General features: G+C 38.7%; 8 protein-coding genes. All 8 read right to left on the bottom strand.

Going from position 1 to position 17623, the window contains the following annotated elements:
- Positions 1–58 precede the first annotated feature (58 nt).
- The 8 genes from LPB88_RS09435 to LPB88_RS09470 all read right to left on the bottom strand — a co-directional run bounded on the left by LPB88_RS09435 (position 59) and on the right by LPB88_RS09470 (position 17600).
- A complete protein-coding gene (locus tag LPB88_RS09435; RefSeq protein ID WP_230714887.1) occupies positions 59–1966 on the bottom strand; it encodes a glycoside hydrolase family 97 protein in 1908 nt (635 codons plus the stop codon).
- Positions 1967–1981: 15 nt separating this feature from the next.
- Positions 1982–4420, bottom strand: coding sequence for a glycoside hydrolase family 2 TIM barrel-domain containing protein (locus tag LPB88_RS09440; protein ID WP_230714889.1), 2439 nt, complete (start codon positions 4418–4420; stop codon positions 1982–1984).
- 111 nt (positions 4421–4531) lie between these two features.
- Positions 4532–6310: an NPCBM/NEW2 domain-containing protein gene (locus LPB88_RS09445; protein ID WP_230714891.1), complete on the bottom strand. Its 1779-nt coding sequence runs from the start codon at positions 6308–6310 to the stop codon at positions 4532–4534.
- 48 nt (positions 6311–6358) lie between these two features.
- Positions 6359–8209, bottom strand: a complete 1851-nt coding sequence (locus LPB88_RS09450) for a beta-L-arabinofuranosidase domain-containing protein (RefSeq protein ID WP_230714893.1) — start codon at positions 8207–8209, stop codon at positions 6359–6361.
- 635 nt (positions 8210–8844) lie between these two features.
- A complete protein-coding gene (locus LPB88_RS09455) occupies positions 8845–11319 on the bottom strand; it encodes an alpha-L-arabinofuranosidase C-terminal domain-containing protein (protein WP_230714895.1) in 2475 nt (824 codons plus the stop codon).
- Positions 11320–11341: 22 nt separating this feature from the next.
- Entirely contained in the window at positions 11342–12976 is a 1635-nt protein-coding gene (locus tag LPB88_RS09460; protein WP_230714897.1) for an alpha-L-fucosidase, read from the bottom strand.
- A 48-nt stretch (positions 12977–13024) separates the two neighbouring features.
- Positions 13025–15916: an RICIN domain-containing protein gene (locus tag LPB88_RS09465; RefSeq protein WP_230714899.1), complete on the bottom strand. Its 2892-nt coding sequence runs from the start codon at positions 15914–15916 to the stop codon at positions 13025–13027.
- 151 nt (positions 15917–16067) lie between these two features.
- Positions 16068–17600, bottom strand: coding sequence for a glycoside hydrolase family 43 protein (locus LPB88_RS09470; RefSeq protein WP_230714901.1), 1533 nt, complete (start codon positions 17598–17600; stop codon positions 16068–16070).
- Positions 17601–17623: the final 23 nt, after the last annotated feature.

Genomic DNA, 17623 nt, shown 5'->3' on the forward strand with positions numbered 1-17623 from the left:
TTAATATTAACGTCTATTACATGCGAAGTTTTGGAAATCAAAAAAACGTATTATTGAATTATTTTATCACCCCAACAAATCCTCCTCCAGAAAGACACTCCACTTTTACTGTACTTCCTTTTTTAATTTTTATTGTTTCTGAAGAAAAAGATTTGTCGTCCTTTCCATCTTTAATCAAATGTAAATCATAGTTTCCTTTGTCCAGAAAATCAAATTTTATGATTAAAGTCTGAGGTTCTCCTTTTCCGTTGAGTCCGCCTATATACCATTGATTTCCTTTTTTACGGGCAATCACTACTTTTTCGCCTGGATCGCCGTCGATTAATTTTGTATCATCCCATGCAGTTGGAACCTCTTTCAAAAAGTTTTTTGGTTCTGCTGGTAAAGATTTATATGCAGATGGGCTGTCTGCAAAATGCTGTAATCCTGATTCAAATACAACAGATAAAGCCAGCTCATGAGCATAAGTTGTTATATGTGGATGCTGCGAATTTGAAAAAGTAACAGGCGTGTAATCCATCGATCCAATTACATTTCGTGTAAAAGGAAGCGTAGTATTATGTGCTGCTGCTTTATTAGTCAATACCTGATCATTATTGTACCATTCTGCACCATACACAGCTTCTGTTGTCATGAGATTAGGATAAGTTCGCGCCCACCCACGAGGAATTGTCGCTCCATGAAAATTCACCATTAAATGATATTTTGCAGCATCTTTCAAAATATCAATGTAATACCTCATCATATCTTGCTGGTCACCGGCAAAAAAATCGACTTTGATTCCATAGACGCCAATTTTGTTGAGCCACGAAAATTCTTTTGCACGTTTTTCTGCTGTAAGTAAACGGTCATTCGGTGTTGGATCGAGCCAGATTGAGCCGGAATTATACCACATCAATGGTTTTATTCCTTTGCTTTTTGCATAATTCACTGCAGCATTTATATCACCTCCATTAGTCATTACATCCCATTCCCAGTCGATCAATACATAAGGCCAATTCATTTCAACAGCCAAATCAACGTACTCCGCTACCTTTTGATAATCCTTAGATCCATGATTGTTTGCCCAATAAATCCATGAAACTACACCTGGTTTAATCCAATTAGTATCTTTTAATTGGCTTGGTTGGCTAACATCTGTAATCAAAGTTGATTCGACTATATCTGATAATTTACCAATGATAAGGGTATGCCACTGAGAATTCCAAGGTAATGTAGTCTTAACTCCATCCTGCTTAAAATTATCACGGCCATTAGGGTAAGTAACCTGATATTGGTTCGTATTTTTTAAATTACTCAGCTTTGCTCCGCAATTATTTTCTGTTATATCTGCCTCCGAAATTAATGCCCAAACGGGCTGATTATTCACTTTATATAAAGCTGGAAAACCCCATTCCTGGTATTTATCAATATTCAAACCCGTTTTGCTTAAGGGATAAAAACCTTCATAAGCAAGATTGAAAGGCTGCATCCAACGGGATGTGTTCTCAGGCAAAACATACGTTGTAGCTTCATTTATGATATTAACTTTTGAGTCTGATTGATTTGGGAAAACATAGCGAAAGGCAATACCATCATTATAAACCCTGAAAATAATATCTAATGACTGATGATTGGAATTTTGAAAACTGAATGTTTTTTCGGTACCTGAATTCTCGCACTGCTGGCGTTTACCGCAAACCATTTCATATTTATCGTGTATTGAAACTGGTTTTGACGTTGAAATCAAACGCAGGTTATCTGCAAATTGTTCATCGGCACGATTAATACCTAATTTAGAATCCGGTAATACTTCTACAAACTTGTTTTCAGTTTTATACAATGCCTTAAAAAAAAGATTATGTTCCGTATTCTTTTCAGACAAATTCAAAACAACTTTTATTTTTCCGTTAGGCGAAATTATTTCCTGCGCATTTATACTTAATGAACTTAAAATAACAAATAGTACAGAAATACTATGTTTCATTGATACTCTCATATTTTAATTATTGTGCTTTGATTTAATAATTATACTTTTTGCTTCTAATCCATTAGAGATTACCGATAATTTAATTTCACCTGCCTCATGATTGCTTTTTATAACCACCAAAGCTCGTCCATGCCATGCTTTACGAGTACTACCTACATATTGCTCAGTGTCTTTTATATCAGCATTATCAACTCCTGCAATAACTCCCGGTCCTTCAATTTTAAAATCCAGACGATTAACAGCATTCGGTTGGAATATTCCATCCTTATCTGTTATTTCGATAGTTATATACGATAAGTCCTGACCGTTGGCCAATATTTCATTTCGATCTGCTGTAAGTTTTATTTTTGCAGCATCGCCGGCAGTTTGTAAAATGGTTGATGCTACTTCTTTATCATTTTCTACTCCAACAGCTTTAAGCAAACCGGGAGAATATGGAATTGAAAAAGTAGCCTTAAATTGCTCTTCTTTACTAGTTTTTTGTTCACCAACCAGTTTGTCGTTCAGGTATAATCTTACTTTAGGATATTTAGAATATACCTCAACCTGAACCGTTTTTCCTTCAAAGACAGGCCATGTCCAGCTTTCCCACGTTGGCCATACTGACCACCATGTTTCTTTTATTTCCAAAGGTTCCGGAGCTGGTTCACGAACCGCCATATAGAGTTTTTCGTTATTATTGTACAACATACTACGGTAATGAGAAATGGGTTTTCTCCAACCAAGCAAATCTATATCACCGCAGTAAGCACCATGATAGGGAAAGAAATCATTTTCCCAGTGCTGACCAGGTACTTCTCCCGAATAATACCAACGTCCAATTCCCGATTCTCCCAAATAATCCATAGCTGTCCAAACAAAATCACCTATTACATAGTTATTTTCCTGAACGAGTTTCCAATTGTTAAAAGCATCTTTAGGATAAGATTCGGTTTGAACTATAATACGTGAAGGCACTCTTTTATGATCGTCCGGAGCAGTATGCAGGTTGTAATTATATCCGGCAACATCGTGTACGTTTATCAAAGAATCTAAGTTTTCCCATTTGTCTAAATTCACAACTGCAGAAGTTACAGGCCTTGTAGTGTCTATTTTTTTTACTTCCTGCATAAGCATTTTAGCAGTTTCAACAGCCTCAGGTTTTCCTCGCTCTACAATTTCGTTACCGATGCTCCACATAACTATAGAAGGATGGTTTCGATCTCTCAAAATCATTGCCTGTAAATCTTTTTTCCACCATTGGTCAAAATATTTTGCATAATCATTGCTATTTTTTCCAATCTTCCAGCAATCGAAAGATTCATCCATTACCAATAGACCTAATCGATCGCAGGCATCAAGAAACGCCTCAGAAGGCGGATTATGAGAGGTTCTCACTGCATTGAACCCACCGGCTTTAAGCAATTCTACTTTGCGTTCTTCGGTGCGATCAAAAGCAGCAGCCCCTAAGCTGCCATTATCATGATGCACACAACCACCATTTATTTTTACTGTTTTTCCGTTTAACTGAAATCCATTTTCAGCAGTAAATTTTATAGAACGGATACCAAAATTAGTTTTGGTTTCATCAACTACTTTTTTATCTTTTACTATCTGAATCTGAGCCTGATATAAAAAGGAAGTTTCTGGTGTCCAAAGCTTAGGATTCGATACTGATATAGTCTGAGTTAATTCTTTCTCATTATGCGCCGGAAGCTCTATTTGCATCTGGCCATTTCCAACATTCTTAGAAATGTTGTTTGAAAGAACTGTCTTTACAACAATACTCTGAGCAAATTCTGTTTCATTTTTTATTTTGGTTTTTACCAGTACAACTGCCTTTTTTGAAGATACCTCGGGAGTTGAAACAGCAACACCCCAATTTGTAACATGTACAGGATCTGTAACCATCATCCATACATGGCGATAAATTCCGGAGCCACTGTACCAACGGCTGTTCATTTGCTGTGAATTATCGACCCGTACTGCAATAACATTTTCTTTTCCAAAGTTTAGATAAGGTGTAAGGTCATAACTGAATGATGAGTAGCCATAAGGATAAATACCGAGCGATTTTCCGTTAATAAAAACTTCAGAATTCATATAAACACCTTCAAAATAGATAGCTGTTTTTTTGGTTTTCCATTCGTCAGGCGCTTGAAACGTTTTGCGATACCAGCCAATTCCTGAAGGAAAATAACCGCCACCTGCGCCAGTAGTATTTTTAGGATGAATTTTTCCTTCGATACTCCAGTCGTGAGGCAAATCGAGATTACGCCAGCTTGTATCATTGAAATTGCTTGTTTTGGCTTCAGCGTCATCGCCTAAAAAGAATTTCCAGTTATAATCAAATAACTGTTTTCTTTCGGTTCTATTTTGGGCATATCCGGAAAGAAAGCTTATAAATAGTATAAATACGAATACTAGCTGTTTTGTGGGATATTGCTTTTTATAGGGTTTTAAACTCCTCATTTTGTTGTGTTTATATTTATAATTGAATTATTGGATATAGCATTCTTTTATTGATATGTTATTGCATAATTATAACAAAGGCTTTACAACACTTTGCAGAGAATTATTATCTTAACGCAAAGGAGTTATCCGATATAGTCCGGCACCATGTTGTGGCAATTCGCGCTCAAAGCTCCCATTAAAAGTTCCCAGATCTTTGTGATTCCACAAATCGCGCACTTTTACTTTTCCTTTTATATCAATAGCTTCAAAGTTTACTTTTACATTGGCCTTGTCGGGAAAATTTAATGTGCCTTTATCAACCAAAACCCCAAAAACTACTGAGCCTTTTTCCTGTGTTACGTAACCGGTTGCTGTAAAAGAATCATATCCTTCGAGCAACTCATAAACGATCACAGACTCTGCATGAGCGCCAATTCCCTCTCGTGTTTCATTATTTATAATAATTGGGTTATTGTCGCAGGTACGGTTGACATTCGCTTCTCCCCAGCCCGAAGTTGCACTCACCCATTTGAGGTTAGTCAGTTTTAAATCGCCTTTGGGGCCGTGAAGTACAGGATCGACCCAAACGATATGATCCGAATCAAACCCGTTATCACCATCTTTCACAAAGAGAACAAGTCTTTTCCCCTCTTTTACAGATACTTCTACCTTTTGCGAACTTCCTTTGCCGGCAATTATTGGACTTACATAATCGGCATTGTTTAAATCAACATTCTCTCCCTTGCTTTGTGCATTGAAAAGAACCACATACTTGTCTTTACTATTAGGCACATCGGCTGTCCACACAATTAAATTCTTTTCACGCGATACCTGATGGTTATTTATGCTGTGTTGATTTACTTTGAGCATTTCGGGATTGGTGAGCATTTCCTTAGTAAAATCGTCGAGTTTGGTCATGTCTCCACCAAAAATAAGTGGTGAACGACCAATAGCCCAAAGGCTCATAAGCGTATATTGTTCATTTTGGGTGAAATTAGTTGGACGTTTGAATTCAACAATTCCAATAGGCAGCATATCGGCATCTGGGAAATGTCCAGGTCCACGAAAAGGGGTCCACACATCCATTCGCTCAAACATGCCTTGCAACAATCCCCAGCGATCCCAAAAATCATCAGTGATACGCCACATATTGGCATGATTCATAACATGTTCGCCCATTTTAACCGGCGTTGCTCCCGGCGATAAACTTAACAGAATATGTCTTCCAGTTTTGTCTATTGCTTTGCGGAGAGCTTCAATTTCTGCTTTTTGCACATCATCATAAGGTCGTGAAATATCGTCACATTTGATAAAATCCACGCCCCAGTCAGCATACATCTGTACAATAGAATTATAGTAAGCCTGACCTTCAGGGCTATTGGCATTAACGCCGTACATATCAGGATTCCATCCACAAGTAGAGCTTTTAATAACAATATCCTGGGCTTTTACGTTTGTCCCAAGTACAGACGTATTTTTTTCGACAGCCTGACGAGGAATTCCACGCATAATATGAATACCGAATTTCAGTCCTTTGGAGTGCACATAGTCAGCAAGGTGTTTAAATCCTTTTCCATCAGCAGCTGAAGGAAATTTTTTCAGCCCAGGAGTTAAGCGGCCATATTCATCCATGGTGAGCATCGCTTTGGGGTCGTAAGCATGTCCTTTTGCTTCAGGTTCATACCATTGAATATCTACTGTGAGATAGTTGTATCCGCTGGGTAAAAGGTATTTTGCCATCGCATCGGCCTGTTCTTTTACCTGCTGTTCCGTAATGGTTGTTCCAAAACAATCCCAACTGTTCCATCCAAGAGGTGGGGTTGATGCCCATTGGTGGTATTTTGGGGTTGTTTGTGCATTCATAACGCTAAAGACAACTGCCAAAAACAAGGTAAGTTTAAATTTCATTTTTATTTTAGTTTTAAATCACTAGTTACTAATCACATAAGCTAATCCCTAATACTCATTTCGGATAGTCGCATACACTCCATACGACTCATTACTTACTTTGTAAAAAGGCAGAAGCGTATATTCTTTTCCATTATTTTTCAATGTAAATGACATAGAATTCTCTCGTTTAGATATATTTTTCAAAATATCTGACTCATTTCCTTTTAATATTGTTTCTTCATTAACTTGAAATGCTAATAAAACCGGTCCATAAAACAGTGCAATTACATTTGGATTATCAGGCATTTTTTTTAAATCAAAATGATAATTAAAACGTATTTCTATCTTATCCCCATTTTTCCACTTTCTGTCAATTATAAAATAAGACATCGGAGTCACATTAGTTGTAATGAGTTCTCCATTTACCAAAACCTGAGTTTGTTCATCAGCCCAGGACGGAATAAATAATTTCAATGCAAATGGCGTTGTTTTATCAGTGGTTATGTTAAATTTTACAATTGAATTATCCGGAAAGTCAGACGACTGTGACAACGTAATCCCTTTAGATTCACATTTCACAGTGGAAGGAACATACAAATTAACCCAGAGGTTATCATTGTTATGAAAATAAATATTAGCATTTAAGTTCGTAAATGCTTCAATTGTTGTTCCGTTACAACAAAAAAACTCATTGGGACTGGCAAAGCCCTTCTTATTGGGAGAACCCAATGGCAAGGAATAAACGTTCCATCCAGTTTGGGCATTTTGCAGTGCAAAAACAGAATTATAAAGCGTATTCATATATACATCAGCGTATTCGGGTTGGGCAGTCCAACGAAACAAAGTACTTGTAATTTTTTGAGTGTTATGTGAAACGCATGATTCAGATGTTCTGTGGGTAAGAGTTGTACTTAAACAATCCGGTTTCCCCCAATGTTCTGAAGTTTGAGCAGTTGGAGTTGTAGCAATAGGCCTTGGGCCACTGCTAGAACCATTCACATAACAATGATGATGTTCCAGCATATCCCAAAAATGGGAAACAACATCACGATAATAGCTGTCTCCGGTATTTTCATACCGTTTGGCAAACCCAATTATCAAAGGCAAATGAGTATTAGAATGCAACCCTGACAAAATATCTTTGCCCTCATACAATGGCTGGCTAAACCATTTACGGTCAAAAAGACAAGCCAATCTGTAATGAGCTGAATCTTTAGAAATTTCAAATAAATTCTCTAATACATCATTCATCCCACCCGCTTCATTTGCGGGATTTGCCTGCGGAGTATATAACATTTTTTCAATAGTTTCAGGCGAAAGTTTATCCATACGCTCTTTTACATAAGCAGCCATATTAACAACTATTGCATAGGCTTTTTTATTTCCGGTTACTTTATAAACATCGAGCATTCCCTGCATCATTTTATGATAGGTATAATATGGAGCCCAAACTCCGCTAAATTGTGTCTCTAATGTTGTAAAATCTTTTTCGGGGAATGCGCTCAGGTATTTGCCACCAAGTTTTTGCTGACATTCTTCAAGCACATCAACCATATATTTAACACGTTTTTGAAGCAAAGTATCACCTGTTTTTTCAATCAAAGAAGCACAAGCCGACAAATAATGACCTACAAAATGCCCGCGCAATCCCACCTTAGGCGACTCCCAGCCTTCAAGTGGTTTCGCTTTCGATTCAATTCCGGCATTTATTCTAAAATTGTGTAATAGCCTATCTGTATCAAACTGATAAATGTACTTTGTATTGACAGTCTCCCGCTGCTTTATCGAGGACTCAGACAAAATAACATCCTTATTTAAAAATGCAATTGGCTGGTTCGCCTTATCAAGGAATGATTGTGCAAAAACTGTCTGACAAACAAACAAAATCAACCCAATATATTTTATTTTATTTTTCATATTGAAATTTGAACATTAGAAAAATTGCATTATTATATTGAAACTTTCGTAATGAATTTAAAAATAACAACTCTAATAATATTTTAAAAACTACTGCAATATCATTAGGAACGCTATTTGTTTTTTTATAACTAATGATTCTGGATTAGCTTGCCAGGATAATTTTGTCTTTACTGCCAAGCATCACTGTCTTTTTAATTCTAAAATTATCTTTATTTTTTTCAAGTAATTTCAAGCATATATCTTCCTTTGGAACTCCTATAACCGTAGTATACACACGCAGCACAAGCACAGCTCAATACCTTATTTTAGTTCAATAAACTCCGGTTCATAAGGTTTAATTGTAAAATTCCCCACATAATCTTTATCCAAAAGAAGACTTCTTGATTTTGTTTTCATCTGTATTTCTTTGGCTTCTCCCGTCACATTCAAATACAAATAATGTTTTTTATCTATCTGCCTTGCGGATGATAGTTTGCCTCGACATATAAATTCTGAGCACTTCCGGAAATACTAAAAAAGCATGAAAGTAATGTTAAGCACCAAAGACTAATCTTATTTATTTTTATATAATGAAACCTCATAGAAAGTTACTTTTTTATATTTAACTCTATTTTTTGACTGCCTGTCATCATCTAATGTAAAGTTTCCAAACGCAATATCGTTAATGAATTTCCAGGGAATGAACGTGTAATAGTTGTTCCTGAAAATTTTACATTTTCTGTTTTCGGGGAAACTTTAGTAGGTTGTTCCATTGTATTTTCATCCAATGGACTGGCAGATGTAAGCACAATGACTTTTCCTTTCCCGGTAAAAACTTTTGCATCTTTCAGGTCAATCTGTGATTTTATTGCTTTGGCTGAAGCATTTACAATTTTAAGAATCACATCACCCGATTTATAGTCTTTCACAGCACTCATAATTAAACTTTTCACAGGAAGAGTTTTATCTGAAATTTCTTGTATTAACTTTCCGTCAAGATAGGCCCTTACGGTACCTCCTTTGATTTCAATTTTCACATCATACCATTGTTCCGCTTTGGCTTCTCCTTTCATTTCTGCAATAGACATACCCATTTCCAGGTGCGTAACAGAATTGTTCCAACCACCTACTTCGAAACGGTTACGTTCATCATTATTTCTATTGTGGAAGAATATCTGGAATCCGTTCTCACCCAAAATCCTGCGAGCTTTCAGAGTGATCGTGTAGTCTTTCCACGTAGAATCTCCCATAAAAATACCCACTCCTTGTTCTATTGCCGATTGTTTGAGAACTCCATCTTTTACACTCCATTCGCCTTTTCCGGTTTGTCTCCAATCCTTACCGAGTTTTGCAAAATCGGGTTTAAACAGAATTTCCCCGTTAGGAGCTGTAACCACAACATCTTTAAATTCGGCCGAATTCATCCAGGTGCCAAAACCAATACACCCCATTCCTACGGGAGTTTCAATGACCGGATTATTCTCTACAGAGAAAGGAAGTACGTTCGTTCCCTGGTTGTTTGAAAACATTTCCTGAACATAATAGCTTGGCAAGCCAAACCACTGGTGACTGTCGAAATTAATTAAGTTTACCGGCCATGCTTTGTGGTTTGCATTGCACAACAAGGGTGCATAAGCTCCCAAAACAACTACATCCGAGTTTCGTTCCATGCCCGTCATCCAAGCAGCTTCACCTATTGCACCGCGAAGGTTACCGTTTCCTGTGCCTGAAGTTACCGCATATTCGCCAATAAAAACTTTGAAGCCATTGCGGTCGTAGCTGTCATATTTATTTGAATTCCAGATAAACCAATCGGGATTGTTGTAATAATGCTCATCAATTAATTCCGGCTTTGGCTCTTTAGGGTGCCCACCAGCCCACTCGTTGGCAATGAGTTTCATGTACGGATATTTTGTCTGAATTGCCTTTACAAACAATGGCCAGCGTTCGTTATAAGGAGCTCCTCCATTTTCGTTCCCTATTTCCATGTATTTCAGGTTAAATGGTTCCGGATGTCCGTTTTTAGCCCGAAGACTTCCCCAAACCGAAGATTCCGGTCCATTGGCGTATTCGATTGCATCAAGCGCATCTTGCACCCATTGTCCCATTTGGTCGAGCGGAATTACTTCTTTGTGTGACATTCCAATGTTTATACAATAAAGTGGTTCAGCTCCCAAATCTTCGGCAAGTTGAAGATATTCATGAAACCCAAGTCCGTTAGTGGCATTGTAACCCCATATATTCCAGAGTGCCGTGCGTGTATCAATGTTTCCAATTGTATTTTTCCAGTGGTACATGTGTTTGAAATCGTCACCTTCAACCCAGCAACCTCCCGGGAAGCGCAGAAATTTAGGGTGAAGAGCATCGAGCGCTTCGGAAAGATCGGTGCGCAAGCCATGATTTTTCCATGTTTTAACTGGGAGCAGCGAAACCATATCCAGAAATAGTTTTCCATTGCCTTCACCTGAAATTTGTAGGCTTGCTTTGGGATCGCCTGTGCTTATTTTCAGATTTGCAGTGTAATACCCCCAGTCTCCGGTAATTCCTTTTATTTCAGCAGCTGATATTTCATTGCCTTTCGCATCCATAATTTTTATTTTTAAAGGAGAAGAAAAACCTTCAATAGCACGTGCGGCAAACCTCAGCGTATAACTTTCGCCCTGCACCATATTCATGCCCCAGTAGCCTGAATTTTCCAGTTTAAAAGAACCAGAAGCTCCAATTAGTAATGCTTTGCGATTTAAGGAGTTTAATGGCGGTATCACTTGTTTTGCGAAAAGATCGGCATTACTGATCGAAACTGAACTTTTGCCATCGGTACTTGTAAACTTCCAATCCTGAAGGATATCAGCATCTTCAAACGAACGATTTCTTACCATTTCCGGATACAATCCTCCATCGGCAGAAAGGTTAATATCTTCGAAAAAAACACCGAACAAGGAAGGTGAAATTGCATGCCCCGGATTGTTTACATCCACCATGATTTTAACCTTGCCCGCTTTGTTCGTCTGCGCGTTCAGAACCGTACTCAATCCCCAAAGTAATAAACCCGCAATAAGCTTTTTATTGATTTCTTTTTTCATTAATTTATTATTGTTTATTTGTCCCATTTTATAAATCCGATCCATTAATTGCCATTTTGTCCCCTGCTTATTTTATCTTAAAAACTACTGCAATATCGTTCGGGATCACTTTTGGTTTTGTAATTACTAATGATTCTCCCGATTGTTTCCATGAAAGTTTCTCTTTACTGCCAAGGATTTCAATACTTTTAATTTTACCGTTATAGTTATTCTTACCAAGCAATTTCAAGCTAATGTCCTCTGAAGGTACTCCTAAAAGACTTGCATAAAGAATTTTCCCATTTTGATTGTAACGAATATCTTTTGCTGTCAATTTTGTTTTTCCTTCATTAAAACTTTGATCCTGACCAGGCTTTATAGCATCTGAAACTGGTCCTTCACCATATTGTTTCCACGGGCGTGTATCAAAAATACTCTCTTTATTGACCTCCATCCAGCTAGCGATTTTTTCAAGAATTGCAACTTCCTTTTCATCAATACTACCGTCTCCACGAACCGGAATATTAAGCAGCAAATTCCCATTTTTACTTACAATATCAATCAGCATTTGAATTACTGTAGCTGCTGATTTGTATCCATTATTATCATAAACTGATCTGTTGTAATGCCAGTCACCAATACAGGTACAAGTTTGCCATGGAAGACTTTGGGGAGTATCCGGCGCACCACGCTCTACATCCCAAACCATGCATTTTTTTTGTTCATCGGTTAGTATTTTCCCAAATAAAACAGCCTCCAGCTTGTCATTATGGGTTGCCATATTATGATTGTAGAAATCAGCCGCAATTTTGAGTCCCGCATCGCTTACCGGATAAAGAGGCAGTGCAACATCATCAAAATAAAGCAAATCGGGATTGTATTTATTGATAAGATCTATGGTTCTGTTATAAAATTTTTCACAGTATTCTTGTGAAGGTATGGCCGCATCATTGCTCCAATCCCACTGATTCCACAAAGCATACAGATCTTTTTCACTTCCTTTACTCAGAGGATGATTTTGCGCATAAAGTTCAGCAGGGTCAAGTCCTTCCCACCATGTTCCTTTACCATCTGCTTTGGTAAGTTTTCCATCGTAGGGAACTCCTGCTAATGCACCGGTCTTATCTGAACGCTGGGCAGTTTCAAACCAGGTCCAGGCGTGTGAAGCGTGTACACTAAGTCCGAATGGCAGATTATATTTTTTTGCTGCTTTTGACCAACCAGTGATAATATCTTTCTTAGGCCCTACACGTACCGAGTTCCATTGCTGGTATTTACTGTCCCACAGATCCAGATTATCATGGTGATTGGCCATGGCAAAGAAATACTGAGCACCTGCCCTTTTGTACAGTGCTACAAGTTTTTCAGGATCCCAATTTTCAGCTTTCCAATCCTTAATAACTTCCTTGAATCCAACTTTGGAAGGATGCCCGTAATGCTCCGTAAACCATTTATATTGGTCACCATCTTCATTATACATAAATCTCCCAAACCAGTCTCCTTGTTCAGGCTGGCATTGAGGTCCCCAATGTGCCCATATGCCAAACTTGGCATTACGGAACCATTCAGGTGTCTTATATTGCTGCAGCGATTGCCATGTTGGTGCAAACTTTCCGGCAGCAACAGGTTCATTACCCTCCCTAATCGGAGATACATACTTTTCCTGAGCTGCCAAAAAATTCAAAAACAGCATAAAAACCATTATAAACCGGTTGATTTTCATATGTCTTTTATACTTTATATTTATAATTTTCAAATCTCACAAACCGATTTATTTTTTAAGAATCTTAAATGTTTTTGAGAAATTTGAGTTTACTCCTTCAACCTGCACCAGGTATAATCCTGGTTGCAATGAAGACCCCATTAACAAGTGCGCTGATTCAAGAGTGGATGCTGCTTCCTGTACTTTTTTTCCTGTAACATCAAAAATGCTAACACGAATGGGTTCCTTCGATTTTGTAGCTTCAATCTTAAATTCATTACTAAATGGATTTGGGAAAAACGCTATTGAAAAGTTTGAGTCCTCTTCAATATCATTTTTAGACAACGAATTCATTTTTGCACTTTGGCTGCCAACTATATTTATTGACCATTGCTGATTAAAACTGCTGCTCTGGCTCCATTGAAATAAATCAGCACCATTGGTCGTGGCACCCATTCCATCGAGATATAAACCTGTAGCTTTGTTTTTAAACTTAACATAGTTTCCTGCGGTTTCACGTGTCCAATATTGTGCATCACTGCCACTATAACTGTATTGTCCTGCAACTGAACCATTGGAATTTCTATACATACCATCAAGATACAATCCTGAAGCTCGATTCTTTAACATCACATAATTTCCAACCGTTTCAATTGACCATTGTTGTGCCGTTGCACCGCTGTTAGCATATTGCCCAGCATTAGAACCATTGTCGAACCTGTACATCCCATCCATCAGCAAGTTGGTAGCTCTATTGCCCAGAGTAACGTAGGAAACAGAAGGTTCTGAAAGATCCCAGTAAATTAGACCTCTTCCTCCGCCTGCCCCCATAAATACTCTTCCGGCAACATTCATGTCTCCAACAAGCAATGAAGCACCACCAAATTCATGGGCATCATTATTGATTCTAAGCCATGTAGCCCCCTGATCTGTTGATCTGAAAAGCCCATTGACACCAGATACTGTTCCCCAGATGAAAATAGTAGGGTAGCTCGCTCCGGACATTGTTTTTCCTATTCCGATAGTTTTGCAATACGATACATTGGCAACAGTTGTATATGCTGCCCCATAGTTGGTCGAATATTTTAATCCATTGCCGGCAAGAGGCACCCAAATATGTCCTTCAAAACCGGGCACTGTCCTGATCAGAACTGATTCCCACGGATGATTTGCAGTTGACGCGCCCGGTGTACCTGCTACTGAGAAATTGACTCCCTTATTAGAGCTTCTGAACATCTGTCCCGTCGATGGATGGTAGATATAGAAATAATTTGAATTTACCTGATCAGCCGCTGGAGCAGCATCGCCAAGCGATACACCCGCACAACTGGACCAGCTTGTGCCGTTATTGGTCGTATACGAGGTAGTTGAGGATCCCCAAGGACAATGCAGTATAGTACCTCCATCAGCACTAATGGCTACCCTTCCTGATACGCCCACATTACTGGTAGTGCCAGTCCATGTAGTTCCTTTATCGTTAGAATAGTAAACGACGTTTTCCCCATTACCAATTCGGACTACTTTACCCGGATTCGCAGCAGCATAAGCAATGCTATGGTTATTAAAACCTCCTAAAGGAGAAATCTTCGTTGAGGGAAAAGAAATTAATGACTCATGTACAAAGCCTGATACGTCTCCGAAAGAGGAAATAAACGGACCTCCCGGAATGCTGACCCCGTCAAGTAATGCTGTCTCTTCAATTCCTATTACATCATTTTTCCATGACGCATTTGCGGCTGTAATATTGGAACAGGTGTATACTCCGCCGCCTCCTATTACGCGCACTTTTAAAGGATCGTTAAGGTCAAACTCAATAGAATCCATCCAATTAATCGCTCCCCCTGCTGTCCAGTTCATACCGTTAGCATCATAGGTGGAATCCGGACCGATCTTTAGGTTCCAGGTTGATCCTCCATCGGTAGAGAGAAAAACAAAATCTCCCCAGCCGCTACCAAACTGTTGGTTCCAGTACATACCACAGGTCGAAACTACAACTCTATTACTATTGGAAGGATCTATACTTACACCGCCATACGGATACTTTGCCGTAGGATGATGCGCCGGGGTAACATTTGTCCAAATTCCTGTATTTGTGTTGAGCTTATATACTCTGCCCATATCATTAGCAGGTGTAGTCCCTGAGTAATCACCTGAAATATTGGGACCTTGTTCAACGGAAAGGGTAGCATACATAGTATTACCTTGTAGTGCTACTCTGTGCGGCATAAATCTATTGTCAGGAGAAACGTCTGTAAATGTTACTCCACCATCTGTACTCTTGTAAATATTGGCGCTGCCGATGCGGGAAACACCTATATAAATGGTTTGTGTAACCCCGTTTACCACAGCACTCGAAGGATCATAAGCAACAAGACATATTCCGTTTCCATTAGCGGTGGTCGTTACACCACTCCAGGCCTGATTCCAACTAACTCCCCCGTCTGTACTTTTCCATAATCCGTTGGCTCTGGTTCCGCAGAATAATATGTTGCTGTTTTTGGGATCTACAGCGAGGCGTTCTCCGTTGGAACGTCCATATCCATTTCCATGTGTTTTAAACTTGGAGGTAACATCTGTATAAGTGAAGGTATTTCCTTTGTCTGTGGATTTCAATATGGCTGTTCTTCCATTGTTGACATAGTCAATTCCGCAAAGCATATAAACATTATTGGGATTCTGCGGATCCACGGCAAGAGATTCCACTCCGTAAAATCCGTTTTCTGACTCACTAAGCCAGTCAAGCAACTGAACCCACTTATTGTTATTAGCATCCCAGCGATATGCTCCGCCTATATCTGTGCGGCAATACCTGTCGCCGGAGGTTTGGTTGGTAACGAGTCCTGTCACAAATCCGCCTCCGCCAATGGGTACATTCTTTGAGGTATAGCTCTGGGCGTTTGTTATAACCGGACTAAACACTAAAATAAGGTGCAAAAAGAAAATTTTTATATACTTTTTCATATTTAATATTTTAATTGTACAAAAACATTTTAAATTTTATTCTGCCTTCTTGTTTCAAATTCTGAATTATCTGAACTCAAAAAAGCTTTATTACCTTTTGTTATCACCAACAAGAAAGACGGGGATACATAAGTACTGAGGGTTGCAGGGATTAATCAATGAATTTCCAGTCATCAAACAGAAAATCGTCTCCATTAAATACAAAATAGATATTCACTGTTCCTTTATCTATTTTCTGTTCTATTTTCTTTGAGAGCGTAGTCCAATCCTTCCCATCACATACAAGAGAAACAACAGCTTTACCTTTAAGATTATTTACATAAACATCAATTCTGCCTTTTCCTTTCACTCTGGCTTCAAATTTGGAAGGAAGCTGTTTGCTAAAATCGGCTCCTCGAACCATAAGACATTGTTTATCTGCTTTTGCTTTGGCAACCATATTGCCCACATTCCCAACAGCTTCAAACTGAACTTGCCCTGAAGTGCCTCCGGTAGTTTCTGCCTGCTGAAGAACAAATGGATTTAATGGGTTAATTTGAGAAGGACCTTTAAAAGTTGCTTTGCTCATGTGGATATTCACATTCTCTTCGTCTACCTGCATTTCTTCGATACCCACATTACGAAAACCGCCCTTGGTACCAAAATAATCCTGTAAATACATAGCATGGTAAGTAAGATAATATTTCCCTTTAAACTTGAACAGGTGTGTGTGATTGTTTGTCAAAGGTCCCACATTGACGTCGCCAGTATTCTTAAAATAACTATTGCGATATTTCCAACTATCCGGATTTAAAGGGGTTTTACTTGTCATATAAGACATACTGCATTGGGTTGGTTTATCAATATTCGTATAAGGCCATTCTGTACGTTCTTCCCAACTCGTATTATAGGTATAAGCCCAGGTTCCATTGATAAAGTTAAGGTCGCTGGCTTCAAAAAAATAAGGAGCTGGTATCTTGGCAACCTCGCTGGCCAAACTGATCATATCTGTTCCTAATTTGACGATTCTGGCATTATCGGGCATGTATTTTGTTTTAGGCTTTCCGCCTCCAAAAGCCAGCCAACCTATACCTTGGTCGTCAATCACAACTCCGGGATCAAATGGAGCTTCGCAATCAACTCCCAAGACAGAACGGTCGACTATATTTTTTCCTAATGGATCACTCCAAGGGCCAACAGGAGAGGTGGAAGTAAGTACGGCTGAGCCAACACCGCTATTGGAATAATACAAATAGAAGTGTGTCTTACCATCTGCTTCCAATCTGGATGTAATGGAAGGTGCCCAGGAATTCTGACTCCATGGTGCCAGCTTTGCTGTATCGATAAGACCATGATACGTCCAGTTGACCATATCATCTGATGACATCATAACCAGTGTATGGATGTGCTCGTATGAGTTTTTCCCATCCTTTCCTACCTTCTCATATTGTTGATGATCATTTGTGGCATACACATAAATTCTTCCGTTGTATTCTACAGCTGTCGGGTCGGCCGTAAACATAAAATCTAATAATGGATTCGCATTATTGGTGAGAAGTTTCGGCGAAACATTTGCGAATTTTTCTTCCAGGTTTTCTTTAACCACTTTCGGTTTACCTGTTTTAGTCTGAGCTTTTGCAGATTCTCTGCCTCCCAGAAAAGCCATAACAATGACTGTACTTAACAATATTTTTTTTCTAAACATGCTTTTTTTATTTTACCCCAAAA

The sequence above is a fragment of the Flavobacterium sp. JAS genome (genome assembly GCF_020991455.1).
GTDB lineage: Bacteria > Bacteroidota > Bacteroidia > Flavobacteriales > Flavobacteriaceae > Flavobacterium.

What these genes read in the sequence shown, in the direction of transcription:
- LPB88_RS09465 (WP_230714899.1), bottom strand. Translation starts at nt 15,916, where the DNA reads ATGAAAAAGTATATAAAAATTTTCTTTTTGCACCTTATTTTAGTGTTT.
- LPB88_RS09440 (WP_230714889.1), bottom strand. Translation starts at nt 4,420, where the DNA reads ATGAGGAGTTTAAAACCCTATAAAAAGCAATATCCCACAAAACAGCTA.
- LPB88_RS09435 (WP_230714887.1), bottom strand. Translation starts at nt 1,966, where the DNA reads ATGAAACATAGTATTTCTGTACTATTTGTTATTTTAAGTTCATTAAGT.
- LPB88_RS09445 (WP_230714891.1), bottom strand. Translation starts at nt 6,310, where the DNA reads ATGAAATTTAAACTTACCTTGTTTTTGGCAGTTGTCTTTAGCGTTATG.
- LPB88_RS09450 (WP_230714893.1), bottom strand. Translation starts at nt 8,209, where the DNA reads ATGAAAAATAAAATAAAATATATTGGGTTGATTTTGTTTGTTTGTCAG.
- LPB88_RS09455 (WP_230714895.1), bottom strand. Translation starts at nt 11,319, where the DNA reads ATGGATCGGATTTATAAAATGGGACAAATAAACAATAATAAATTAATG.
- LPB88_RS09460 (WP_230714897.1), bottom strand. Translation starts at nt 12,976, where the DNA reads ATGAAAATCAACCGGTTTATAATGGTTTTTATGCTGTTTTTGAATTTT.
- LPB88_RS09470 (WP_230714901.1), bottom strand. Translation starts at nt 17,600, where the DNA reads ATGTTTAGAAAAAAAATATTGTTAAGTACAGTCATTGTTATGGCTTTT.